General features: G+C 72.1%; 20 protein-coding genes and 1 tRNA gene. 3 read left to right on the plus strand and 18 right to left on the minus strand.

Annotated features, from left to right (window positions below):
- Positions 1-104 precede the first annotated feature (104 nt).
- Complete coding sequence (locus ACFV2X_RS03050) at positions 105-1625, minus strand: MFS transporter (RefSeq protein WP_385610660.1); 1521 nt, start codon at positions 1623-1625, stop codon at positions 105-107.
- A gap of 101 nt (positions 1626-1726) precedes the next feature.
- Between ACFV2X_RS03050 and ACFV2X_RS03055 the strand changes: the two genes are divergently transcribed.
- Positions 1727-2665: a helix-turn-helix transcriptional regulator gene (locus tag ACFV2X_RS03055; RefSeq protein WP_385610663.1), complete on the plus strand. Its 939-nt coding sequence runs from the start codon at positions 1727-1729 to the stop codon at positions 2663-2665.
- A gap of 31 nt (positions 2666-2696) precedes the next feature.
- Here the strand turns inward: ACFV2X_RS03055 and ACFV2X_RS03060 are convergent.
- The 7 genes from ACFV2X_RS03060 to ACFV2X_RS03090 all read right to left on the minus strand — a co-directional run bounded on the left by ACFV2X_RS03060 (position 2697) and on the right by ACFV2X_RS03090 (position 6992).
- A tRNA-Ala gene (locus ACFV2X_RS03060) sits at positions 2697-2769 on the minus strand.
- A gap of 91 nt (positions 2770-2860) precedes the next feature.
- On the minus strand, positions 2861-3514 hold the full coding sequence (locus ACFV2X_RS03065; protein WP_385611464.1) for a histidine phosphatase family protein: 654 nt from the start codon (positions 3512-3514) through the stop codon (positions 2861-2863).
- Positions 3511-3951, minus strand: a complete 441-nt coding sequence (gene rsfS / locus ACFV2X_RS03070; protein ID WP_089506773.1) for a ribosome silencing factor — start codon at positions 3949-3951, stop codon at positions 3511-3513. The genes ACFV2X_RS03065 and rsfS overlap by 4 nt, the downstream gene beginning before the upstream one ends.
- Before the next feature lie 83 nt (positions 3952-4034).
- Positions 4035-5927 (minus strand): LCP family protein, encoded by a 1893-nt coding sequence (locus ACFV2X_RS03075; RefSeq protein WP_385610667.1) that lies wholly within the window; start codon positions 5925-5927, stop codon positions 4035-4037.
- Positions 5928-5937: 10 nt separating this feature from the next.
- Positions 5938-6591, minus strand: coding sequence for a nicotinate-nucleotide adenylyltransferase (nadD, locus tag ACFV2X_RS03080; protein WP_385610670.1), 654 nt, complete (start codon positions 6589-6591; stop codon positions 5938-5940).
- Positions 6592-6608: 17 nt separating this feature from the next.
- Positions 6609-6773, minus strand: coding sequence for a hypothetical protein (locus ACFV2X_RS03085; protein ID WP_014179706.1), 165 nt, complete (start codon positions 6771-6773; stop codon positions 6609-6611).
- Positions 6774-6839: 66 nt separating this feature from the next.
- Positions 6840-6992, minus strand: coding sequence for a hypothetical protein (locus ACFV2X_RS03090; RefSeq protein WP_385611511.1), 153 nt, complete (start codon positions 6990-6992; stop codon positions 6840-6842).
- Positions 6993-7130: 138 nt separating this feature from the next.
- On the opposite strand from ACFV2X_RS03090, the gene ACFV2X_RS03095 reads away from it, so the two are divergent.
- A complete protein-coding gene (locus tag ACFV2X_RS03095) occupies positions 7131-8291 on the plus strand; it encodes a M48 family metallopeptidase (protein WP_385610674.1) in 1161 nt (386 codons plus the stop codon).
- 39 nt (positions 8292-8330) lie between these two features.
- Here the strand turns inward: ACFV2X_RS03095 and ACFV2X_RS03100 are convergent, their stop codons facing one another.
- From ACFV2X_RS03100 to proB, 5 genes are all read right to left on the minus strand, one after another.
- Complete coding sequence (locus tag ACFV2X_RS03100; RefSeq protein WP_385610677.1) at positions 8331-9416, minus strand: hypothetical protein; 1086 nt, start codon at positions 9414-9416, stop codon at positions 8331-8333.
- Between the two features lie 59 nt (positions 9417-9475).
- On the minus strand, positions 9476-10162 hold the full coding sequence (locus tag ACFV2X_RS03105; protein WP_385610679.1) for a hypothetical protein: 687 nt from the start codon (positions 10160-10162) through the stop codon (positions 9476-9478).
- Between the two features lie 183 nt (positions 10163-10345).
- Positions 10346-11653, minus strand: a complete 1308-nt coding sequence (locus ACFV2X_RS03110; protein ID WP_385610682.1) for a glutamate-5-semialdehyde dehydrogenase — start codon at positions 11651-11653, stop codon at positions 10346-10348.
- Between the two features lie 151 nt (positions 11654-11804).
- Entirely contained in the window at positions 11805-12302 is a 498-nt protein-coding gene (locus tag ACFV2X_RS03115; RefSeq protein ID WP_385610686.1) for a hypothetical protein, read from the minus strand.
- Between the two features lie 223 nt (positions 12303-12525).
- A complete protein-coding gene (gene proB / locus ACFV2X_RS03120; protein WP_385610689.1) occupies positions 12526-13728 on the minus strand; it encodes a glutamate 5-kinase in 1203 nt (400 codons plus the stop codon).
- 388 nt (positions 13729-14116) lie between these two features.
- Here proB and ACFV2X_RS03125 point away from each other — a divergent pair, with 388 nt between their 5' ends.
- A complete protein-coding gene (locus ACFV2X_RS03125; protein ID WP_385610692.1) occupies positions 14117-16228 on the plus strand; it encodes a hypothetical protein in 2112 nt (703 codons plus the stop codon).
- A 124-nt stretch (positions 16229-16352) separates the two neighbouring features.
- On the opposite strand, the gene obgE is transcribed toward ACFV2X_RS03125, so the two are convergent.
- The 5 genes from obgE to ACFV2X_RS03150 all read right to left on the minus strand — a co-directional run bounded on the left by obgE (position 16353) and on the right by ACFV2X_RS03150 (position 24015).
- Positions 16353-17786: a GTPase ObgE gene (gene obgE, locus ACFV2X_RS03130; protein ID WP_385610695.1), complete on the minus strand. Its 1434-nt coding sequence runs from the start codon at positions 17784-17786 to the stop codon at positions 16353-16355.
- Positions 17787-17931: 145 nt separating this feature from the next.
- Positions 17932-18189: a 50S ribosomal protein L27 gene (gene rpmA, locus ACFV2X_RS03135; protein WP_014179696.1), complete on the minus strand. Its 258-nt coding sequence runs from the start codon at positions 18187-18189 to the stop codon at positions 17932-17934.
- A 14-nt stretch (positions 18190-18203) separates the two neighbouring features.
- Positions 18204-18524, minus strand: a complete 321-nt coding sequence (gene rplU, locus ACFV2X_RS03140) for a 50S ribosomal protein L21 (RefSeq protein WP_014179695.1) — start codon at positions 18522-18524, stop codon at positions 18204-18206.
- A gap of 299 nt (positions 18525-18823) precedes the next feature.
- Positions 18824-23017 (minus strand): Rne/Rng family ribonuclease, encoded by a 4194-nt coding sequence (locus tag ACFV2X_RS03145; RefSeq protein ID WP_385610699.1) that lies wholly within the window; start codon positions 23015-23017, stop codon positions 18824-18826.
- A 221-nt stretch (positions 23018-23238) separates the two neighbouring features.
- Complete coding sequence (locus ACFV2X_RS03150) at positions 23239-24015, minus strand: TIGR03936 family radical SAM-associated protein (protein WP_385610701.1); 777 nt, start codon at positions 24013-24015, stop codon at positions 23239-23241.
- Positions 24016-24131 lie beyond the last annotated feature (116 nt).

A 24131-nucleotide genomic window follows, 5' to 3' on the forward strand; every position in this document is an offset into this window, starting at 1 on the left:
CAGCTGTGGCCGCAGGCCGTACACACGTAGGAAACACCGCCGTTGTCACCAAGACCTTGGGATCCCCCTCCGGCCGCCGATTCTGCCATGGGAGGGCGCCCAGGTCAGCGGAGATACCTCACACGTATCACCAGACCAACAATCGCTCCGCACAGCGCCGCGCCCGCCAGCGCCAGACAGCTCACCCACAGGGCGTCCGCGGAGGCGTCCACGCCCGACCCGTGGCCCAGGAAGACCGCGCCGAAAACGGCGACGCCGCTCAGCAGGCCGAGTTGAGCGGATGTCACCAGCACCCCGCTGGCGTCCGCCGCGTCCTGCGGCCGAACGGTCGCCAGGGTCCGGGTCAGCACGGGGCTGTAGGCGAAGGCGAGGCCCATCCCGACGCCCACGAGGGCGACGAACAGCCAGGCGCCGCCGTCGGACCCGTCGCGCAGCGCCAGCCCGACGCCGACGAACGAGACGGCCGCCAGCACGAATCCGGCCGGTACGGTGACGGGCTGCCAGCGCGACGGAAGGCGCTGCCAGTTGAGGCCGACGAGGCCGAACGCCACGGCGGTGGGCGCGAAGGTGCAGCCGGCCCGCAGGGCGCTGTAGCCGAGCCCACCCTGCACATGCAGCGTCATCACGAACAGAAAGCCCCCGTTGGCCGCCATTCCCAGCACGATCCGCACGATCGCCAGCGGCATGCCCGGCGCCCCCGCCACCCGCGGCGAGATCAGCGGCGCCCCGCCACGACCGGCCAGCCGGGCCTCGTACGCGGCGAAGGCCGCCGCCAGGACCGCGCTCAGGCCCAGCATGACCCAGCCCCACAGCGGCCAGCCACGCTCCTGGCCGAGCACCAACGGCACGGTGAACAGCAGCACCGCCGCCGCGAGCAGCAGCAGACCGGTCAGGTCCAGGGTTCCGGACCGCCCCGCCGCGCCGCCGCCCGCACCCGCCGCCGGGCGCTCCTCGGCGCCGCCCAGCCAGCGCGGTCCCAGGACCAGCAGCGCAAGGCCGATCGGCACATTCACCAGGAAGACCGGGCGCCAGCCGGTCCCGAACAGATCCGCCTGCACCAGCGCCCCGCCCAGGACCTGCCCGACGGCCGCGCCGGAGGCCAGCACCGCCGAATAGGCGCCGAGCGCACGGGCCCGCGAAGCGCCCGTGAAGGTGCGCTGGATGAGGCTGAGCACCTGCGGCAGCATCACCGCCGCGCCCGCGCCCTGGATGAACCGGAAGGCGATCAGCGCGCCCGTCCCGGGGGCCAGCCCGCAGGCCAGCGAGGCGGCGGTGAAGACCATGAGCCCGGCGAGGAACGCCTGCCGGTGGCCGATCAGGGCGCCCAGCCGCGCGCCGGTGATCAGCAGCACGGCGTACGAGATCGTGTAGCCCGCGACGATCAGCTGCAGCCCGGCGCCCGAGGCGTGCAGATCGGTGCTGAGGGCCGGTGCGGCGACGTTGACGATGAAGACGTCGAGCACCGCCATGAGCTGCCCGACCAGGACGATCGTGAGCAGCCGACCGGGGCCCGGCGCCCGGCGCCGGGGCCGGGGCCGGTTGTCAGTGGCATCGCTTTTACTGGATCCACCGGTGTCGTCGAGCGCGCCGGGCGGCACCGAAGTGGTCGGGGTGGTGTGTGTCATGGATCGAGCCTGGAGCCGGGCCGGTACGGGTAACGAGAGCCCGCCGATGCTGGTACTGGCAGCACCTGGCAGCCACCCGCCGCGGCGGGGACCATGGCACGATGACAGTGAACACCCGCCGCCGGCGGCCGGAGCTGGCCGCCTTCCTGCGCATACGCCGCGCCCGGGTGACGCCCGCCGACGTGGGCATGGCCCCGGGTCTGCGCCGCCGCACGCCGGGGCTGCGCCGGGAGGAGGTCGCCCAGCTCTCCGGGGTCGGCGTGACCTGGTACACCTGGCTGGAGCAGGGCCGTCCCATCAACGCCAGCGCACAGGTGCTGGACGCGGTGGCCCGCACCCTGCGCCTGGACCAGGCCGAGCGCGAGCACCTGTACCACCTCGCCGAGGTGCCGTACGTCCCCGACCTGGCGGACGAGGCGCAGACGGTCCGCCCTGAGGTGCAGGGCATCATCGACGCGATCGACCCGCTCCCGGCGGTGGTCTACAACGCCCGGTACGACCTGCTGGCGCTGAACGACACGTACAAGCGCCTCTTCCCGTCGCTCGCGATAGCCCCCCGCACCGAGCGGAACGCGCTGTGGCAGCTGTTCTCCCACCCCGGCTGCTGCTCCATGTTCATCAACCGGGCCAATGAACTGCCGCTCATGGTGGCGACGCTGCGCGGCGCATACGGCCGCCATGTGGGCGAGCCCGCCTGGGAGGATTTCATCAACCGCCTGCTGGGCCTCAGCAAGGAATTCGCCCGGATGTGGCACAGCGGGGATGTCGCCCCGCCCGGCTCCCGGATCAAACTCGTACGGCACGCCTCGGTCGGCGATCTGCGGCTGATCTCGACCTCCCTGGTGATCCAGGGCGCTCCGGAGAGCCGCGTCGTGGTCTACACCCCGAGCGATGAGCAGAGCCGGTTGTTGCTTGACCGGCTGCGCACGATGGACGACCTGCTCATCGGCTGCCCCCGGCACGCCCGGCACGTCTCCGAGATCCTGGCGGAGTGGGCGGCGGCAGCGGAGGCGGAAACGAAAAATCCCGCCTCCCTGTGAGGGAAACGGGATCGTCGTGGCCCAACTTCTGTGGAGCTAAGGAGAATTGAACTCCTGACCTCCTGCATGCCATGCAGGCGCTCTACCAACTGAGCTATAGCCCCGCTCTCCGTCGCGCCGGAGCGCTTCGAACGAGATGAAGCTTAGCCGGTGACCTGCCGGAAAAGGAAATCCGCCCAGTCGTCGGAAATCCGCTCAGTCGTCGTCGCCGAGCACCGGCTCCGGCAGCGACCCGGCGTTGTGCTCCAGGAGCCGCCAGCCGCGCGCTCCCTCGCCCAGCACCGACCAGGAGCAGTTGGACAGCCCGCCGAGCGCTTCCCAGGAATTCGGGTCGAGGCCGAGCAGCCGCCCGATGGTGGTGCGGATCGTGCCGCCGTGGCTGACCACGACGAGCGTGCCGCCGTCGGGCAGCTTGTCGGCGGCCTCCGCCACGACCGGCGCGGCCCGGTCGGCCACCTCGGTCTCCAGCTCGCCGCCACCGCGCCGCACCGGCTCGCCGCGCTTCCACGCCGCGTACTGCTCGCCGAACCGCGCGGTGATCTCCTCATGGGTGAGCCCCTGCCACTGCCCGGCGAAGCTCTCCCGCAGCCCCGCGTCGTAGTTGACCTCCAGGCCCGTGACGGTGGCCAGCTCGGCGGCCGTCGCCTTGGCGCGGCTGAGGTCGGAGGCGAGGATGGCGTGCGGCTTCAGCGCGGCCAGCAGCCGGGCCGAGCGGCGCGCCTGTACGACACCCGTCTCGGTCAGCTCGATATCCGTGGTCCCCTGGAAGCGGCGCTCGAGATTCCAGGCCGTCTGGCCGTGGCGCCACAGGACTATGCGGCGGCCACGGCCGCCCTGCGAGCCGTTCAGCGCAGCTCACCGTCCAGTCCGCCGTCGACAGCCTGCGCCTTCGCGTACTCCTCCGCCTTACCGCGGGTGGCCTTGGCGTCGGCGGGCAGCTCCAGCTGCGGGCAGTCCTTCCACAGCCGCTCCAGGGCGTAGAAGACGCGCTCCTCGCTGTGCTGGACGTGGACCACGATGTCCACGTAGTCCAGCAGCACCCAGCGGGCCTCGCGGTCGCCCTCGCGGCGCACCGGCTTGGCGCCCAGCTCCTTGTTCAGCCGCTCCTCGATCTCGTCGACGATCGACTTGACCTGGCGGTCGTTGGGAGCCGAGGCGAGCAGGAAGGCGTCGGTGATCGAGAGCACATCGCTGACGTCGTACGCGATGATGTCGTGCGCGAGCTTGTCGGCGGCCGCCTGAGCGGCGGCGTTGATGAGCTCGATGGAGCGGTCAGTGGCGGTCACAGGCAAGGCTTTCAGTCGGTGGGACGTGATACCCCAAGGGTCTCACGCCCCACCGTCACCCCGTCCGGCCGCTCGCCGCCCGGTCAGCTCTTCGGCTTGTAGTCCGGGCCGAGGAGGACCGTGATGTCCGCGTTCGAGGCGACCTTGCCCTTCTTCGCGGCGGTGGCGGCAAGCCCGAGCGTCTTCGCGACTTCCTTGGCCTGGGCGGCCTGCTTCGCGTCCGCGTACAGCACCCGCGAGGCCGCCTGCGGAGTGCCGCCCTGCTCGGTGGCGCCGACGACCGTAAAGCCGCCGTTGACCAGGGTGACCTGGGCCTCGTTGGCCGCGCCCGGCGCCGAGCCCGCGTTCTTCACGCTGACCCGCGAGGCCGTCTCCTGGTCGGTGTTCTTGACCGCGCCGCCGAGGATGGTCTTGACCACCTTGTCGGTGGACTCCTCGCTGAGCGTGCCGTCCGGCTGGACCGGCAGCATGGTGGTGTCGTACGAACCGCCCTTGGCCTGCTCGGCCAGCCGGGCCAGCGACGCGCCGAGCGCCTTCTCGCTCAGCGACGGGTCCGGGATCTGGGCCAGCGACTCCACGGTGTTCGTGGCGCCGTCCTCATCGCTGGAGATCTTCTTCAGCGCCGCGTGCATGACCTGCCCGAAGCGCGCGAGCTGCTTGGTCTGCGTCTCGCCCTGTCCGCGGTAGGTGGCGTACGCGACGGCGGCCTCGCCGCCCAGATCGCGCTGTTTGCCCCGCTCGACCAGCGGGTCGTCGCCCTTCGCCGCCCCCGGGACGGTGGCGTCGGCGTCGAGGGTGATGCCGCCGACCAGCTCGACCAGGTTCTCCAGATACGGGGTGTCCAGCCGCCAGGTGCCCTGGATCCGCGAGCCGAGCAGCGTGCTCAGGGACTCACGGGTGGCGTCGGAGCCCTCGTCGACCACCGACTTGCCCAGGGTGGTCGGGCCGCCGTCCTCGGTGGACAGGGCGAGCGCGTTCGGCAGCAGGACGGTGGTGCCCCGCTTGGTGGTCTCGTTGTCGACCAGCAGCGCGGTGGAGGTGCGCCCGCCCTTGGTCTCGCGCAGATTGACCACGATCACATCGCGCTTCTGCGGTCCCCCGGCGGCGGCGGTGCCCTGCTCGTCGTCGGACAGGCCCGGCAGCTTGCCCGCGTACCAGAGGTAACCGACCCCGCCCACCACGGCCAGGACCATGACCACCACCAGCGCCACCAGGCGGTTGCGGCCCTTGCGCTTGCGCTCGTCGCGCCGCTCGCTGCGGGTCTCGGCGAACTTGAGCCAGTCGATGACGTCTTCGGAGTCCTCGTCCGGCTCCTCGACGAAGGAGAACTGCTCGGTGCGGTACGCCTCGCCGTCGGACTGCTCGGCGGACTTCCCGCCGGACTGCTGCGCGGACCGCTTGCCGGGTTGCCCATCGGGCTGCCGGTCGGCCTGTCTGCTGGTGCGGGCGTCAGCCCGGGAGGGAGCCCGCTCACGCTCGGAGGCGCCGGGCTCCTGGTACGCATCGCCCGGCGCCTGGGCCGGGGCCGGGGCGAGGGCCGCCGGGTCGCGCTGCGGGGGGACGTTCGGGCGCCCGCCGGGGGCGTAGGGCGTCTCGTAGGGGGCCGCGCCGTAGGAGGTGCCCTGCGAGGTGTCGTACGGGGCGTAGTCGTAGCCCTGCTGCTGCGGCGGCTGCGGCTGCGGCTGCTGTGGGTCGTGCTGGTGCGGGTACTGCTGCTGCCCGGCGTACAGGTCGTACTGGGGCTGCCCCTGCCCCTGCCCGTAAGGCTGCTGCGGCTGCTGCGCGTACGGGTCGTAGCCGTAACCTTCCTGCGGCGGCTGCTGCGGCGGCTGCCCCTGCGCATACGGGTCGTAGCCCTGCTGCGCGTCCTGCGGCTGGTACACCGGCCGGCCATAGGCGTCGTAGCCGTAGATCTGCGGGTCCTGGGGATAGGAATCCCGCGCGTACGGGTCGTACGGGTCCTGTCGGTCGTTCACCGGTGCCCCTTCAGCAGTCGTGCCGGTACAACTCGCGCTTGTCGATGTAGCGCACCACGCCGTCCGGCACCAAATACCAGACCGGCTCGCCGTGTGCGACCCGCGCGCGGCAGTCCGAGGAGGAGATCGCCAGCGCCGGCACCTCGACCAGCGACACCCCGCCCTCCGGCAGCCCCGGATCGGCCAGTATGTGGCCGGGTCTGGTCACCCCGATGAAGTGCGCGAGCGAGAACAGCTCCTCGGCGTCCCGCCAGGTGAGGATCTGGGCCAGCGCGTCCGCGCCGGTGATGAAGAACAAGTCCGCGTCACTGTTCAACGCGCGCAGATCGCGCAGCGTGTCCGTGGTGTACGTGGGGCCGCCCCGGTCGATGTCGATGCGGCTGACCGAAAACTGGGGGTTCGAGGCCGTCGCGATCACCGTCATCAGATAGCGGTCCTCGGCCGGGGACACCTTCTTGTGGCTCTTCTGCCACGGCTCCCCGGTCGGCACGAACACCACTTCGTCGAGGTGGAACTGTGAAGCGACCTCGCTGGCGGCGACCAGGTGGCCGTGGTGGATGGGATCGAACGTCCCACCCATCACCCCGAGTCGCCGCTTGACGTGGCCCATCTGCTCTCCCATGCGAGCAGACCCTACTGGGCCCGGCCCGGCGCCGGGACCCATGGGGACTGTGACCTCGGTCAGCGGTCCCGGTTGAAGCGCGTGGTGACCCACAGCAGCAGGAGGAGGATCACCAAGGCCCCGCCGCCGGTCATGAAGGGGCTGATGCTCGGATGGTTGTCGACGTGCTCGCCCTCGGCGGCGAGGGTCGTCAGGGTGGCGTGCGCGGTGCTGAGAGCGGTCATCGCAGGCAGAACCTATCCGGATCGAGGCGGGCAAGTGCGTCCGCCACATCGTATGCGAGCCGGATCTCAGTCCTGCTTGTACCCGCGCAACAGGAACCAGGCCAGCAGCACGGCGCCCACGATGCCCACCACCAGGACGATGCGCAGCAGCGCGCCGGGCCCTCCCTCGTGCTTGGAGGTGGCGGCGAGCGCTTCTGTGAGACCAGTCATGTCGGGCATGCCTCCACGCTAACCCTCCCCCGGCCGAAGGCCGTCACCAGCCCGGGCAGTGTCGGGCCCGGCGCTGCCCGCCGCGGGCCGCGGCCGAGGGCCTAGGCTGGTTGGGGCACGGACCGAGCAGTCCAGCGAGGGGGCCAGATGAGCGACAGCAACACGCCTGGGGCCGGGCACGGCGCGGGCGGCGGGCAGGAGCGGGTGCCGGGGCGTGACCGGCGGCGGTTCCCGGGCATCTCCTCGCGTGCGTACGAGCATCCGGCCGACCGGTCCGCGCTGGTCGCACTGCGCAAGCTGACCGGCTTCGACACGATCTTCAGGGCGCTGAGCGGGCTGCTGCCCGAGCGGAGCCTGCGGCTGCTGTACCTGTCCGATTCGGTGCGGGTGAGCGACCGGCAGTTCGCGCACCTCCACGACATGCTCCGGGACGCCTGCTACATCCTGGACCTGGACAAGGTCCCCGCGATGTACGTCACACAGGACCCGCGGCCGAACGCGATGTGCATCGGCATGGACGAGCCGATCATCGTGCTCACCACCGGCCTGGTCGAGCTGCTGGACGAGGCGGAGATGCGGGCGGTCGTCGGCCATGAGGTGGGCCACGCGCTGTCCGGGCACTCCGTCTACCGCACGATCCTGCTGTTCCTGACCAATCTGGCGATGAAGGTCGCCTGGATACCGCTCGGCAATGTCGCGGTGATGGCCGTGGTGACGGCGCTGCGCGAGTGGTTCCGCAAGTCGGAGCTGTCGGCGGACCGGGCCGGGCTGCTGGTGGGGCAGGACCTGAAGGCGTCGATGCGCGGGCTGATGAAGCTCGCGGGCGGCCACCATCTGCACGAGATGAATGTGGACGCCTTCCTGGAGCAGGCGGAGGAGTACGAGGCGGGCGGCGATCTGCGCGACTCCGTACTCAAGATCCTGAACATGCTGCCGCGCAGCCATCCGTTCACCACCGTGCGCGCCGCCGAGCTGAAGAAATGGGCCGCCGGGCGCGACTACCAGCGGATCATGGACGGTCACTACGCGCGGCGCGACGAGGACAAGAACACCTCGGTCAGCGACTCCTTCAGGGAGTCGGCGAACCACTACGCGGAGTCGGTGCGCGGCAGCAAGGACCCGCTGATGGCGTTCGTACGGGATGTGGCGGGCGGCGCGGGGGACCTCGGCAGCAAGCTGCGCGAGAAGTTCACCGGCACCGGGGGCGCCTCGGCCGCCAAGGAGCCGCCCAAGGACGGCCCGGGTGGCTCGGGTGGCCCGGGTGGCGACACCCCGCCCAAGGACGGTCCCGAGCCGGACCTTCCGTAACCGTCAGCAACCGTCAGCAGGCGCCGGGAGGCGTCAGCGTCAGGAAGCGGAACCCGGCAGATGCGGCAGGGCCCCCGGGGACAGGACACCGCACAGGGAGGCCGTGGAGCGGCCTGAGCTGTACGGGTCCGTACCGGGCGGTGCGTCGCCCTTGGCGCTCTGCCCGGCCAGCAGCGGCCGCAGATACCCGGCGGCATTCGCGGCGCATGCCTGCGGGCCCGCCAGCACGGAGCTGACCACCACCTCCAGGTGGTGGTCGCGCAGATCGTCGCGGTCGAAGCGGAACCGCGTCTCGCGCCGCACGGTGAACAGCGAGGCGTGGTCGGTGCCTCCCTCATGGGGGCGCTTGACGGCGTAGACGAAGGTGTGGTCGGCGGTGACCTCCAGCGTCGATGTGCTCCGCTCGGTGGCCGTCAGGGTGCCGTGCACCCGTACCGCCGGGGCGGCCAGCGCCGCCTCGGCCGGGTTGAAGCGGTTCAGCCAGCCGGTGGCCGCGTACCGCCCGTCGTCGACCGGGTGCTCGAGGCTGCGGTCGAACTGGTCGAGCTGGTCCGGGTCGAGCAGCAGCCGTACGGACCGCGCCTCGCCGCCGGCCAGCACGGCCGGGTCGAGCGCCGACTTGACGATGTATTCCTTGGCCGTGGTGAGCGCGCCCATCACCTGGCTCTCGGAGAAGCTGTGGGTGCGCCGCGCACCGGGCAGGGTGACGCCCGCGGCGCCGGTGGCGAACGCGGAGGCCGGGCTGTTCTCGAACAGGGCCGCGGGCTCCCCGCCGGGGACCTGGCCGCGCGGCGCGAGCGGCACCACGCTGCTGCGCAGTGGCTCGACGGCCTGCGGCGGGGGGCTCTGGTAAGGGTGACGCACGCCCAGATAGACGGCGGCGGCGAAGGCGAAGGCAATCAGCAGCACCAGGATGACGGCCTGGCGCGAGGCACCCGCCCGAGCCCATGCGTGCCGGCTGCGCACCGCTCTGGCGTGTTCACCCATGCGCTCCTGGGCCGAGAATTCCTGGAGCCGGGCAGCGCGAACGAACGACTCGTCGAAAACGACGGAGCGATACTCGTCGTCACCGCCTCCCGGGACGCCCTCGGGTGTCCCCTCAGGAGGGTTTCCACGCCCGGTCATATCTCAAGAGTAGGTCGCGAGGGGCGCCGGTAAACGCGGTGATACTCCACAACTTCCGCTTACGGCGAGCGCGGCACGGTCGTCGCGGCGCCGGTCGGCTCGTCCGTGGCGGCGGCCCCAGCTGACTCATAGGACGAGGCCCGCTCCGACGGCTCCGAGGGCACGGAGCCCGGGCGGTCGGCGGGTGTGGCGTCGACGCCGCTTGTGGCGGGCGGCGGGGACGGGTCCTGGCGGTTTCCTGAGGCGCCGCGGTAGACGGCCGTGAAGGCCAGCGCGACGACCCCTATGCCCATCAGAATCGCCAGCAGCCAGGCCACCGGGCGGTGCCAGCGGGCGTGGCCGCGGTAGGGGCGCCCCGCGCTGCCGTATCGGCCGTACGGGCCATAGGGTCCGTAGCCGTCCCGGCCGTGGCCGAATCCGTCGGCCTGGTCGGTGTCGGGATCGGCGGCCTCGTCGTCGTACACGCCATATCCGAACTCGGCGTCGCCGTCGGGGCCGTAACCGTCCTCGTAGAGCTCGTCCTCGGGAGAGACGCCGGCCGAGCGGCGGCGGGACGCCTCGGCGTCGGCGCGGGCCTGGGCGGCGGCCAGCATCCGCTCGATGGCGGTGGGTTCGTGAATCGCGGCGGATCGTACGAAGTCCTCGTCGAAGACCACGGTGGCGAACTCGTCGTTCGCTTCCCCGTGGCTGCGGTCTTCGGGCTCGTCACCGTCCGGGAACGGCTTGCCTCCCACATCGTCCGGCACCCATTCAGAGTAGACCGGACGGGTCAATTTGGGCAGGGTGAAATGCTATTCGGGGGAACAGGCACCTGGAGTGGAGCGGCAGAAGTCCACCCGACCGGAGTACCCCCGAGTGCCCGCGGCGTCCCCCGATCGGGGGACGCCACATGGGGGATGCGACGCGGATGCCGCAGCAGGGAATCCCGCTCAGCGGGTGTGGCCGTCGCCGGTGACGATGTACTTGGTCGAGGTCAGCTCGGGCAGGCCCATCGGGCCGCGGGCGTGCAGCTTCTGCGTGGAGATGCCGATCTCGGCGCCGAAGCCGAACTGGCCGCCGTCCGTGAACCGGGTGGAGGCGTTCACCGCGACCGTCGTCGAGTCCACCAACTGGGTGAAGCGGCGGGCGGCCATCTGGGACGTGGTGACGATCGCCTCGGTGTGACCGGAGGACCACAGCCGGATGTGGGCCACCGCGGCGTCCAGGGAGTCCACGACCGCCGCCGCGATGTCGTACGAGAGGTACTCGGTCTCCCAGTCCTCCACCACCGCCGGGACGACCGTGGCCTTGGAACCCTCCAACTGCTCCGCGAGGGCCACCACCCGCTCGTCGCCGTGCACCGTCACCCCGGCCTCGGCCAGGGCGTCCAGCGCGCGCGGCAGGAACGCGGCCGCGATGTCCTGATGGACCAGCAGGGTCTCGGCGGCGTTGCACACGCTGGGCCGCTGCGCCTTGGAGTTCACCAGGATCTCGACCGCCATGTCGAGATCGGCCTGCGCGTCCACGTACACGTGGCAGTTGCCGGTGCCGGTCTCGATGACCGGGACCGTCGACTGCTCGACGACCGTACGGATCAGCGATGCGCCACCGCGCGGGATCAGCACGTCCACCAGACCGCGGGCGCGCATCAACTCGGCCACCGAATCCCGGCTCTCGCCCGGCACCAACTGCACGGCGTCCGCAGGCAGTCCGGCCCCGCCGACCGCGTCGCGCAGGACCTTCACCAGCGCGGTGTTGGAGTGGTACGCGGACGACGAGCCGCGCAGCAGCACGGCGTTGCCCGACTTCAGGCACAGCGCGGCCGCGTCCACCGTGACGTTGGGCCGGGCCTCGTAGATGATTCCGACGACGCCGAGCGGCACCCGCACCTGGCGCAGATCGATCCCGTTGGGCAGGGTCGAGCCGCGCACCACCTCGCCGACCGGGTCGGGCAGCGCCACCACGTCGCGCACGTCCGAGGCGATGGCCCGCACCCGCTCGGGGGTGAGGGTGAGCCGGTCGATGATCGCCTCGCTCGTGCCCGCCTCGCGCGCCCGCGCCACGTCCACCGCGTTGGCCTCGACGATCTCCTTGGTCCGCACCTCGAGCGCGTCGGCCATCGCGAGCAGCGCGTCGTCCTTGGCTGCGCGCGGCAGCGGGGCGAGGTCGGTGGCCGCGACCCGGGCCCGGTAGGCGGTCTGGAGGACCGGGGACTTCGGCCAGGGGTTGGTGAGAGGCGAGGTGGGTGCGCTGGTCATGAAGTGAAGCCTACTGAGCGCTCGGCCGTATGCCCTCCGTCGTTCCGCCTTTCGAGACGGAATTCTCACGATGGGAACGGCCGAGCCGTATCAGGACACATCGGGCCACATAGGGGCCCTGTCGGTCCCTGCCAGTCCCTGCCAGTCCCCGTCAGTATGGGTGCACCCCTACCGGCGCGGCCGGCGGCGGTCCGTACCCCTCCGCGATGCGCTGATGGTAGGTCTCGCGGTCGATGACCTCGAGGCCGACGATCTCCCAGGGCGGCAGCTTGGCCGTGGACCGGTGCTCGCCCCACAGCCGCAGGGCGACCGCCGCCGCGTCATGCAGGTCCCGGGCCTCTTCCCAGTAGCGGATCTCGGCGTGATCGTTGGCATAGCGGCTGGTCAGCAGGAACGGATGGTCATGCGCCAGCCGCTCGAGCGCCTGCCGGACGTCCCGCAGCGGGGCCTCCGCGCCCGAGAGGCTGAGGGTGACGTGCCACATCCGGGTGGCCTCACCGGGCACGCCCGGCGCATCCGCCACGTCCACCGCGCCGGGCGCCTCGCCCACCCCCGCGCCCACGGTCCCGACACTGGTCAGGGTGCGCCCCACAGCTTCTTTGGGCAGCGCCCCCTCTTTGGGCAGCGCCCCCGAGCGCCCTCGTCTCACCGGCGGCCTCCTGTTGCTCGCTGCTCCGCTCACGCACCGGCCGGAGCCGGTGTTGCGCTGCGGTTACCCACGGTTCGATGTACGGGCCCACTGCCGGTGCGGCCCCGTGCAACAAAGTTGACCAGTCCGCGGGAGGCCGCGTGGCGATTTTCCGGAAGCTCTCCGTTGAATGAACGGACTTGTCGGATTTTCTCTCCCCTGAGTGACGTCCGTCACGTGTGCATCATGTGTGCAACACGACCAGGTCGTCCCGGTGCACGACCTCGCGCTCGTACGCCGGACCCAGCTCGCGGGCCAGCTCACGCGTCGACCGCCCGATCAGCCGGGGGATCTCCTTGGCGTCGAAGTTGACCAGCCCACGGGCGACGGCCCGCCCCTCGGTGTCGCGCAGCTCGACCGGGTCCCCCGCGGTGAACTCGCCCTCCACTGCGGCGATACCGGCCGGCAGCAGCGAGGTACGGCGCTCCACCACGGCCCGCACCGCCCCGTCGTCCAGGGTGAGCGCCCCGCGCGGGGCGGAGGCATGCGCCAGCCACAGCAGCCGGTCGGCGGAGCGGCGGCCGGTGCGGTGGAAGAACGTGCCCGTAGGGCGGCCCAGCAGGGCGTCACCGGCCCGGCTGGCGGAGGTCAGCACCACCGGAACACCGGCCGCAGCCGCGATCCGGGCCGCCTCGACCTTGGTGACCATGCCGCCGGTGCCCACCCCGGAGCGGCCCGCGCTGCCGATCGAGACGCCGTCCAGGTCCTTGGGGCCGGTGACCTCGGCGATCCGGGAGGTGCCGGGGGTACGGGGATCCCCGTCGTAGAGGCCGTCCACATCGGAGAGCAGCACCAGCAGATCGGCCCGCACCAGATGGGCGACCAGGGCCGCGAGCCGGTCGTTGTCGCCGAACCGGATCTCGTCCGTGGCCACCGTGTCGTTCTCGTTGACGATCGGCACGGCCCCCATGGCCAGCAGCTGGTCCAGGGTGCGGGTGGCGTTGCGGTAGTGGGCGCGGCGGCTGGTGTCGTCGGTGGTCAGCAGCACCTGGCCGACCCGGCGCCCGTAGCGCGCGAAGGAGGCCGTGTAGCGGGCCACCAGCAGGCCCTGGCCGACGCTGGCGGCGGCCTGCTGGCGGGCCAGGTCGCGCGGGCGCCGCTCGAGCCCCAGCGGCGCCAGGCCGGCGGCGATGGCGCCGGAGGAGACCAGGACTATCTCCTTGCCCTCCACGTCGCCGGAGCCGCCGGGACCGCCCAGGCCGCCCAGGCCGCCCGGGCCGCCCGGGCCGTCCACGAATTTGGCGAGGACGTCCACCAGCGCGTCGACCCGGTCGGCGTCCAGACCTCCCGCCGCGGTGGTGAGGGAGGACGAACCGACCTTGACCACGATCCTGCGGGCCGCGGCCACCTCGTCCCGTACCGCCGCCGACCCGTCCTGCTCGCTCACACCGCTCCCCTGCTCGTCCCCTGGTCGTGCGCGCCCTGAAGAGCGCTTCTTTCTACACACTCATCATGACAAGCGCGCAATGTACGTCAGCCGGGCCGCCGGATGCCCGCGTATTTCAGCCCCTGGACGCGCCGACCCGTCGAACACCCGACGAACCTCTGAAAGAAGGCCCCGACGGCCGTCCACAGGTCGCCCTCCGGTCGTCCGTGAGTTGCCCGGCAGTCGCCTCGAAGTCGTCCGGTGGCCGCCTGAGCGGCCTCGGGAGGCTCCTTTGGACCCGATTCGAGATGGTTGGCGCGGGCGCGGATTGTCACCGGGCCGGGCGGCGGCATACGGTCAGGGGTCCCCCCATCAAAGTTCCCTCGTCCTCCTGCCAGGAGCTCAACCCGTGCCCTCTGCCGGAATCGCCCCCCGCCGGGCCGTACAGCTGGCTGCGCTGCTCGCGATGCTGGTGTTCTTCACCACACAGCTCATCGGCGCCGTGCTCCCGAACGTGCCCCTCCTGATCGCCGCCTCGGCGGGTGGCCTCGCGCTCGATCTCTATCTGCAGCACAAGCAACCTGGACTGCTGTCGCTGCTGGGCAAGGTCCGCCTCGACGTCACGGTGCGCCAGCTGTTCCGGGACATGCTCATCCTGGTGGGACTGCTGCGCATAGACGGCATCGACCCGCTGCACGAGCAGGCGCCGCTGACGGCCGGGCTGCTGCTGTTCTATGTGACGCACTTCGCCTGCCAGGCCGCGGCCATACTGGTCCGCCGCACCCGCCAGCTGCCGTTCGTCACCCGCAACATCGACGCGTCGGCGCTGCGGCTGAGCGACGCCCCGCCGCGGCTGTTCGCCCGCCAGCACGCCCGCCGGCTGGTGCGTCTGTCGATCCCGGTCACCGCGGGTCTGCTGGTCACCGCGGGCACCAAGAACGCCGGGTGGGGCGGGATCGGCGTGGCCGTCGGCCTGCTGATCGCGCTCGCCGGCACCGTCCACCTGGGCACCTGGCTGCTGCCGAGCAAGCGCGTGGCCGGCGAGGCCAAGGCGCTGGAGTGGCTGGACAAGTGGCTGGCGGAGTACCAGCCGACGGTCGGCATGTACTTCTCCGGCGGCACCACCTCCGCGTACCAGGCGAACATGTGGCTCTCCACGCTCGCCGCGCTCGACGGCAACCCGATCATCGTGCTCCGCGAGCGCTTCATGGTGCAGAAGATCGACGCGACGGACGTACCGATCGTGTGCCTGCCCAAGGTCGCGCACCTGATGCGGCTCGAGCACTCCACGCTCAAGGTGCTGCTCCACCCGGCGAACTCCGGCAAGACCTCGCAGGTCCTGCGCATCCCGTCGATCAAGCACGCCTTCATCAACCACGGCGAGAGCGACAAGCTCTCCAGCTGCAACCCGTACGCCAAGGCGTACGACGAGGTGTGGGTCGCGGGTCCGGCGGCGCGTGAGCGCTACCAGCTCGCCGACATCGGCGTCGAGGACAAGGACGTGGCCGAGGTCGGCCGCCCGCAGCTGGCCCCGATCCGCCCCTACGCGGCCGCGGCCACCGGCGCGCTCGGCGGCGCCGGCGGGGAGGACTTCACCACCGTGCTGTACGCGCCCACCTGGGAGGGCTGGGACGGCAACCCGGGCAACACCTCGGTCATCCTGGCGGGTGAGAACATCGTCCGCGAGCTGCTGGCCGACCCCAAGGTGCGCCTCCTGTACAAGCCGCACCCGATGACCGGTTCGGTCGACCCGCGCGCGGGCCGCGCCAACGAGCGCATCATGGCGATGATCGCCGAGGCGAACACCAAGCGGAGCGGCGACCGGCCCGGTCCGGAGGCCGCCGCCGAACTGGCCCGTCGCACCGACGAGCTCAACCGCCTCACCAGCACCTCCTTCCGCCCCAGCGCGGACGAGATCGAGCGTATGAAGCTCCAGGGCGCCCCGGACAAGGACCGCGCCGCGGTCGTCACGGCGGCCACCACGGCCTGGGAGAACGCCTACTGGGCGTCGATGCCGGTGTGGGAGCACCAGATCGTCACCGGCCCCCGGCCGGCCATCTTCGCCTGCTTCAACCAGTCGGACCTGCTGATCAGCGACGTCTCGAGCGTGGTCTCGGACTACCTGACGAGCGAGAAGCCGTACGCGGTGGCGAACACCAGCGGGCTGTCCGAGGCCGAGTTCAAGGCGGGCTTCCCGACGGTGCGCGCCGCGACCATCCTCACCCCGAAGGCGAAGGGTCTGACCACGCTCCTCGAAGCGGTCCGCGACCCGGCGAAGGACACCAACGTGGCCGCGCGCGCGCAGCTGAAGGTGCATCTGCTGGGCCCGTCCGACCCGCCGTCGCTGGTGCGCTTCAACGCGGCCGCCCAGGCCCTGTGCGCCAAGGCCGACGCCCGCCGGGCCCGGATGGCCACCCGCCTGGCGGACGAGATCCCCGCGCAGCGCGAGGCCAGGGACGCCGCCGAGGAGGCGGAGCTGGAGCCGGGCTCGCCCGAGGCGGAGGAGACGGCGGCGGTCTGACCACGCCACCGCACGCCGCAGGACGCGTCGCAAAGGGCCCCGGGAGAACCGAGCGTTCTCCCGGGGCCCTTTGCCGTACGCACCGCCGTCCGTACGCGCCGCCGTAGCGGGCCCTCAGGCGCCGCTAGAAGGGCTCAAAGGCGTCGTACTCGTGCTGGGCCTCGTCCCGCTCCGCATCGCGCTCACGGCGGCGCTGGGCGGCCGGGCGCGGGGCCTCGAAGCGGTGGTCCTCGCCGCGGCGGCCGAGCATCTCCGCACCGGCCGTGAGGGTCGGCTCCCAGTCGAAGACGACGGCGTCGTCCGCGGCGCCGATGACGACCTCGTCGCCCGCCCGCGCCCCGGCCTTCACCAGCGCCTCCTCGACGCCCAGCCGGGCCAGCCGGTCGGCGAGGTAGCCGACGGCCTCGTCGTTGTTGAAGTCGGTCTGGCGGACCCAGCGCTCGGGCTTGTCGCCCACCACCCGGTAGAAGCCGTCCTCGGCGACGACCTTGAAGCCCGCGTCGTCCACGGCCTTCGGGCGGATGACGATACGGGTCGCCTCCTCCTTGGGCTTGGCCGCCCGCGCGTCCCCGACGATCTTCGCCAGGGCGAACGAGAGCTCCTTGAGGCCGTGCCGGGAGACCGCCGACACCTCGAAGACCTGGTAGCCGCGGGCCTCCAGGTCCGGCCGGATGATGTCGGAGAGGTCCTGGCCGTCGGGGACGTCGACCTTGTTGAGGGCGACCAGCCGCGGCCGGTTCTCGAGGCCGCCGTACTCCCTCAGCTCCGCCTCGATGACGTCGAGGTCGGTCAGCGGGTCGCGCTCGGACTCCAGCGCCGCCGTGTCCAGGACGTGGACGAGCACCGAGCAGCGCTCGACATGGCGCAGAAACTCCAGGCCCAGGCCCTTGCCCTGGCTGGCGCCCGGGATCAGGCCCGGCACATCGGCGATCGTGTAGACGGTCGAACCGGCCGTCACCACGCCGAGGTTGGGCACCAGGGTGGTGAAGGGATAGTCGGCGATCTTCGGCTTGGCGGCCGAGAGCACCGAGATCAGCGAGGACTTGCCGGCGCTCGGGTAGCCCACCAGCGCCACGTCCGCGACGGTCTTGAGCTCCAGGACCACATCCCCGGCGTGGCCCGGCTCGCCCAGCAGCGCGAAGCCGGGGGCCTTGCGGCGGGCCGAGGCCAGCGCCGCGTTGCCCAGGCCGCCGCGGCCGCCCTGGGCGGCGACGAAGGTGGTGCCCTGCCCGACCAGGTCGGCCAGCACATTGCCCTGTGTGTCGAGGACGACGGTGCCGTCCGGGACGGGCAGGACCAGGTCCGTACCGTCCTTGCCGGAGCGGTTGCCGCCCTCGCCCGGTTTGCCGTTGGTGGCCTTGCGGTGCGGGCTGTGGTGGTAGTCGAGCAGCGTGGTGACCGACTGGTCGACGACCAGGATCACATCGCCGCCACGGCCGCCGTTGCCGCCGTCCGGGCCGCCGAGCGGCTTGAACTTCTCGCGGTGCACGGAGGCGCAGCCGTGGCCTCCGTTACCCGCGGCGACGTGCAGCTCGACGCGGTCCACGAAGGTGGTCATGACGCTGTGCCTCCAAAGTTGCTACGTACGGTACGTCTTACGTACCGAATGTCTTAGGCGTAACGCACCGAGGGCGGACCCGCTTCCCCGTCACGGGAAAGAGCGGTCCGCCCTCGGAAAGGTGTGTGGTGTCGCCCCGGGCTGATTACTCAGCGACCGGAACGATGTTCACGACCTTGCGGCCACGCGCGGTGCCGAACTGAACCGCACCGGCGGCCAGCGCGAACAGCGTGTCGTCGCCGCCACGGCCGACGCCCGTGCCCGGGTGGAAGTGCGTGCCGCGCTGGCGGACCAGGATCTCACCCGCGTTGACGACCTGGCCGCCGAAGCGCTTGACGCCGAGCCGCTGGGCATTGGAGTCGCGACCGTTCCGGGTGGACGATGCGCCCTTCTTGTGTGCCATCTCTCCTCAGTCCCTTACTTCGCAGCCGCGTCGATGCTGGTGATCTTCAGCGCGGTGTGCAGCTGACGGTGGCCGATCCGCTTGCGGTAGCCGGTCTTGTTCTTGTACTTCAGGATGTCGATCTTGGCGCCCTTGTGGTGGTCCACGACCTCGGCCTGAACCTTCACCCCGGCCAGCACCCACGGGTCGCTGGTCACGGCGTCGCCGTCGACAACGAGCAGAGTCGAGAGCTCGACGGTGTCGCCGACCTTGCTGCTGGACAGACGGTCGACCTCGATGACATCGCCCACGGACACCTTCTGCTGGCGGCCGCCGGTGCGCACGATTGCGTACACGCGGTTCTCACTCTCTCGTTAGTAATCGGGACCTCTGATGCCAGCCGCTCCCCACCGACCCGTACGGTCCGTGGTTCACCGATCGCCTCGTAGCGCCACGCGTCTCCACGTGGGGATGCCCAGACAACAGCGAGCGGCCTCTCCCGACAGAGCGGGAGGGATTTGCTCAGGGGTTTGGCGTACAAACGCCGACGGTCAAGGTTACGGGGCCGGGACCAGGGGGTCAAACCGGGGCCGGGGCGGGGTGTACACCGTGTGTCGGTGCACACCCCGGGCGCCCCGGCCCCGGTCCGGCGTGCTCAGTCGTCGGTGGAGGCCGTGACCGAGGACGGCGTCTGCTGCTCCGCCGCCGCGGTCTTCTTGGCCGCCGCCTTCTTCGCCGTCGTCTTCTTCGCGGCGGTCTTCTTGGCGGTCGTCTTCTTCGCGGCCGTCTTCTTCGCCGCCGTCTTCTTCGCCGGCGCCTTCTTGGCGGCCTTGCGGGCCGTCTTCTTCGCCGGCGCCGGGGCCGCCGCCTCCTCCGGCTCCACCGCGGCCTCGGCAGCCGCCTCAGGAGCCTCGGGCACCGTCTCGGGCTCGGGCTCGACCGCCACCGGCCCCGGTGCCGACTCCGGCGCCGAGTCCTGGGCGGCCGCGCTGACGACCACCACGGCCGCCTCCTCGGAGCCCGACGGCGAGCCCGCGGGAGCGGTCACCTTACGGGTCACCCGGCGGCGCGCACGGGGCGCGGACACCGGCTCCGGCGCGCCGACCGGCTCGGCCTTCGGCTCCTCCGCCGGGGCCGGGGCTTCCTTGGGCTCCTCGGCCGGCAGGACCACCACGGCCGCCTCCGGCCGCTCCGCGGCCTTCGGGGCGCCCGCGGGGGCCGTCACCTTCCGGGTCGCCCGGCGGCGCGTACGGCCACGCGTGGCGGCGGCCTCGGCCTCCGCGGCGCTGCTGTACAGCTCCTCGTCGGCGGCGAAGGTCACCGGCTCCGGCACGGTCTTGTGCTCGGCGGCCTCGTGGGCGGCCTCGGCCACCGTCTCCGGCTCGGCCTCGACCACGGCCGCCACGGCGGCCTCCACGACCTCGGCGGTCTCCGGGGCCTGCTCGGGCTCGGCCAGGTGGCCGGTGGCACCCTTCTTCTTCTTGCGCTTGCCGCCACCGCCGCCGACCGCCGCCGGCTGGTCCATGTGGACGATCAGACCACGGCCGTTGCAGTGCACACAGGGCTCGGAGAAGGACTCCAGCAGGCCCTGGCCGACCCGCTTACGGGTCATCTGGACCAGGCCCAGCGAGGTGACCTCCGCCACCTGGTGCTTCGTACGGTCCCGGCCCAGGCACTCCAGCAGGCGCCGCAGCACCAGGTCCCGGTTGGACTCCAGCACCATGTCGATGAAGTCGATCACGATGATGCCGCCGAGGTCGCGCAGCCGCAGCTGGCGCACGATCTCCTCGGCCGCCTCCAGGTTGTTCCTGGTGACCGTCTCCTCCAGGTTGCCGCCCTGGCCGGTGAACTTGCCGGTGTTGACGTCGACCACGACCATCGCCTCGGTCCGGTCGATCACCAGGGAGCCGCCGCTGGGCAGCCAGACCTTGCGGTCCAGCGCCTTCATCAGCTGCTCGTCGATCCGGTACGTGGCGAACACGTCGACGTCCGACGTCCACTTCTGGAGCCGGTCCGCGAGGTCCGGCGCGACATGCGAGACGTATCCGTGGATCGTGTCCCAGGCGCCGTCACCGCTCACGATGACCTTCGAGAAGTCCTCGTTGAAGATGTCGCGGACGACCCGGACGGTCATGTCCGGCTCGCCGTACAGCAGCGTGGGGGCGCCGCCGTTCTTCGCCTTCTTCTGGATCTCCTCCCACTGCGCCTGGAGCCGCTGGACGTCGCGGGACAGCTCGTCCTCGCTCGCGCCCTCGGCCGCGGTGCGGACGATGACGCCCGCGTCCTCGGGGACGATCTTCTTGAGGATCTGCTTCAGGCGCGCCCGCTCGGTGTCCGGCAGCTTGCGGCTGATGCCGGTCATCGAGCCCTCGGGCACGTACACCAGATAACGGCCGGGCAGGGAGACCTGGCTGGTCAGCCGGGCGCCCTTGTGGCCGATCGGGTCCTTGGTGACCTGGACCAGAACGGACTGGCCGGACTTGAGGGCGGTCTCGATACGGCGCGGGCCGTTGGCGAGACCCAGCGCCTCGAAGTTGACCTCGCCCGCGTAGAGGACGGCGTTACGGCCCTTGCCGATGTCGACGAAGGCGGCCTCCATCGACGGCAGGACGTTCTGCACCTTGCCCAGGTAGACGTTGCCGACGTAGCTGTTCGACTGTTCCTTGTTGACGAAGTGCTCGACGAGGACGTTGTCCTCCAGCACGCCGATCTGGGTGCGCTCGCCGTTCTGCCGGACGACCATCACCCGCTCGACCGCCTCGCGGCGGGCCAGGAACTCGGCCTCCGTGATGATCGGCACCCGGCGGCGGCCCTGCTCACGGCCCTCGCGGCGGCGCTGCTTCTTCGCCTCGAGCCGCGTCGACCCCTTGATCGACTGCACCTCGTCGGCGCCGGACTCGGTCTCCTTCGCGCGCCGCTCCCGCGGCTCGCGGATCTTGACGACCGTACGCTCCGGGTCGTCGCCCGCCTCGACCTCGGCGGCGTCCCCGCTGCGCCGGCGGCGGCGCCGACGGCGACGGCTGCTGCTGGAGCCCCCGGCGCCGGCCGTCTCGTCGCCCTCTTCTGCCTCCTCGGCCTCGCCGGTGGCCTGCTCGTCCGCGCCCTCGCCCGGGTGCTCGTCCTCGTAGCGCTCGCCGGTCTCGCCCTCGGCGTCCGCGGCCTCGCCCCGGCGGCGGCGGCGACCGCCACGGCGACGGCGGCGGGACGGGCGCTCGCCCGACTCCTCGTCGCCGTGCTCGCCCTCCGCGAGCTCGGCCTCCTCGGCGGTCTCGGCCGTCTCCTCGGCCTCGGCCTGTGCGGCCTGGGCGGCCTGCTCGGCCTGGTCGTCAAACGCCTCGCCGCGGCGACGGCGACGGCGGCGCGCACCGCTGGTGGGCGCCGACGGCTCGGCGATCCCGAACGCCCCCGCGTCCTCGGTCTCGTCCGTCTCATCCACCTCGTCCGCCTCTTCGGCGGCCGCGGCGGCGGCCAGGGCCGCGCTCTCCGGCGTCTGGAACACCGGCTCGGTGAACACCGGCGCCTGGAACACGGCCGTCGGCGGCCGTACGGCCCGGCGCCGCCCCCTGGCCGGAGCCTCCGGCTCGGCCTCTTCGGCGGCCTGCGGGGCTTCGGCCTGCTCGTCGACGGTGGCTGCGGCCGCCGCACGGGTCGCCCGGCGGCGGGTACGGGCTCGCGGCGCGGCCTCGGCGGGCTGCTCCGCGGCGGCGTCACCGGCAGCACTCCGGTCGGCGGAGGTCTCGTCGGCCGGTGTGGCGGAGGTCTCGGCCACGGCGGTCACCTCCGGGGCCTCGGACTCGGTCGAGCCCGCAGCGGCGGTCGCCTTACGCGTCGCACGACGGCGGGTACGCCGCGCGGGCGCGGCCTCTTCCGGCGCCTCGGCGGCGACGTCAGCGGTCTCGGGGATCTCGGTGGGCTGGGCGGCGGTCTCTTCCGCCGGGGCGGACGCCTTACGCGTCACCCGACGACGCCGACCGACCGGCGCCACAGCCTCGTCGGCCTCGGCGGTCTCGGCGGCTTCAGCGCTCTCGTCAGCGGCCTCGGCGGCCTCGGCGGCGACAACGGGTTCGGCCGCCTCCGGCGCACCCGCCGGAGCGGACGCCTGACGGGTCGCACGACGGCGCTTGCGCACCGGTGCCGCGGCCTCGGCGGTCTCATCGGACTCGGCAGGCTGCTCAACAGCCGCCTCGTCCGCCTCGTCCGACACGTCAGCGGCCTCGGCCGCGACAACGGTCTCAGCGGTCTCCGGCGCACCCGCCGGAGCGGACGCGTGGCGGGTCGCACGGCGGCGCTTGCGCGCCGGCGCGGCGGCCTCCTCCGCGACCTCGGCGTCAGCCGCCTCGGCGGCCGCGATGCCGTTTTCAGCCGTCTCCGGCGAACCCGCCGGGGCGGTGGCCTTGCGCGTCGTCCGACGGCGCGTACGCGGCGCGGGCACCGGCTCCTCGGCCGGTGTGGCGTCCTCAGCGGCGGAAGCCGACTCCGCGGCCGAGACCCCCGTCTCGGCCGTCTCCGGCGAACCCGCCGGAGCAGTCGCCTTACGGGTCGCACGACGGCGCGTACGCGGCGCGGGCACCGGCTCCTCCGCCGACGCCGACGAGACTGCGGCCTCGGCCGACACGCTCTCGAGGTCGGTGGCCTGGGCGGCCGGTATGGCCGGAGTGGCGGTCTGGGCCGCCTCGTCGCTCAGCGTCCCCGCGGGCGGGCCGGCCGGCCGGGAGGCCGCGCGGCGGCGGCGCGGCGGCAGGGTGTCGCTGGGCGTGTTGTTCTCCGTGGTGTCCCTGGGCGCGACGGCACGCTGAGCGGGCTGTCCCAGAGGCTGGATAGGTTCGATCGGCTCAATAGGCTCGAGCATGCGGGCGTTTCTCCCGTCACGCTCCCGGGCGCCGCGTCTGCGTCCGGCCGCAATCCGCGCGCTGTGCGCGATTGCCGCCGCCCGCGGCGCGGGCGCCGCACGGGAGCTGTCGTCTCACTCGCCGGGACCGGAAATGCCGGGACCGGCGAAAGTCTCCTGGTCAGTGCGCCTGCCGGACCCGGGTGGCTCCCTGGTGCATCGGCGGCGCGTCGACGGCGGTCCTACGCGGAACCTTCCGGCGCCATCGCGGCGGTCAGCCCGGCGGCCGTGGGTGGGGCGGCCAAGGCTGCCTCGCGATCGGGCGCGAGCGGGTCGGTCACCGTGCCGGACTCCTCATCGAGCAGCCCCTGCGCCAGCCTGGTCACCGCTGCGGGGACCGGCGGCGCCAGGTCGGCCGTAGCGCGGAGACCGGACAGGACGTCGTCGGGTCGTACGGCAGGTGTCAGATGCCGTACCACCAGCCGCAGTATCGCACAGGCAGGGTCCTCCGGCCTATCGACCGGGGCCGTAAGGGCCTCGAGCCGGGCCACCGCGCCACGCGCGTCGAAGGACCGCAACCCATTTTTCGTCATGCGCTCGACCTGGACCGTTTCGGCCACGAGGAAGGCGGCGACGGCGCGTTCGGCCTCGTCCGGGTCGACTCCCTCGAGCCGGATCTCCCAGACGGAGGCCTGCAGCCGCTCGGCCAGATTCGACGTACGGGCCTCGACGGCGTCGATGACGTCGAGCCCGGGGGGCAGCGACTCGTCGAGGAGTCCACGCAGCCTTTCGGGGTCGCGCGCCTCGGTGAGCTGGATCTCCAGGTACTCGGCCTCACTGCCCGTGCCGGTGGGTGCGGCATTGGCGTACGACACCTTGGGGTGCGGGGTGAACCCCGCCGAGTACGCCATGGGCACCTCGGCGCGGCGCAGCGCCCGCTCGAAGGCGCGCTGGAAGTCGCGGTGGCTGGTGAACCGGAGGCGGCCGCGCTTGGTGTAGCGCAAACGGATGCGCTGCACCGCGGGTGCGGGCGGCGGGCCTTCGGGCTGTCGCTTGCCCAGGGGTCCTTCTCCTTGCTGTCTGACGGCTGTGGTGCGCCGGTGGGCGGGCCGCTCACCCGAGCGGGTGGAGCGGT

The organism is Streptomyces sp. NPDC059679, assembly GCF_042734105.1.
Classification (GTDB): domain Bacteria; phylum Actinomycetota; class Actinomycetes; order Streptomycetales; family Streptomycetaceae; genus Streptomyces.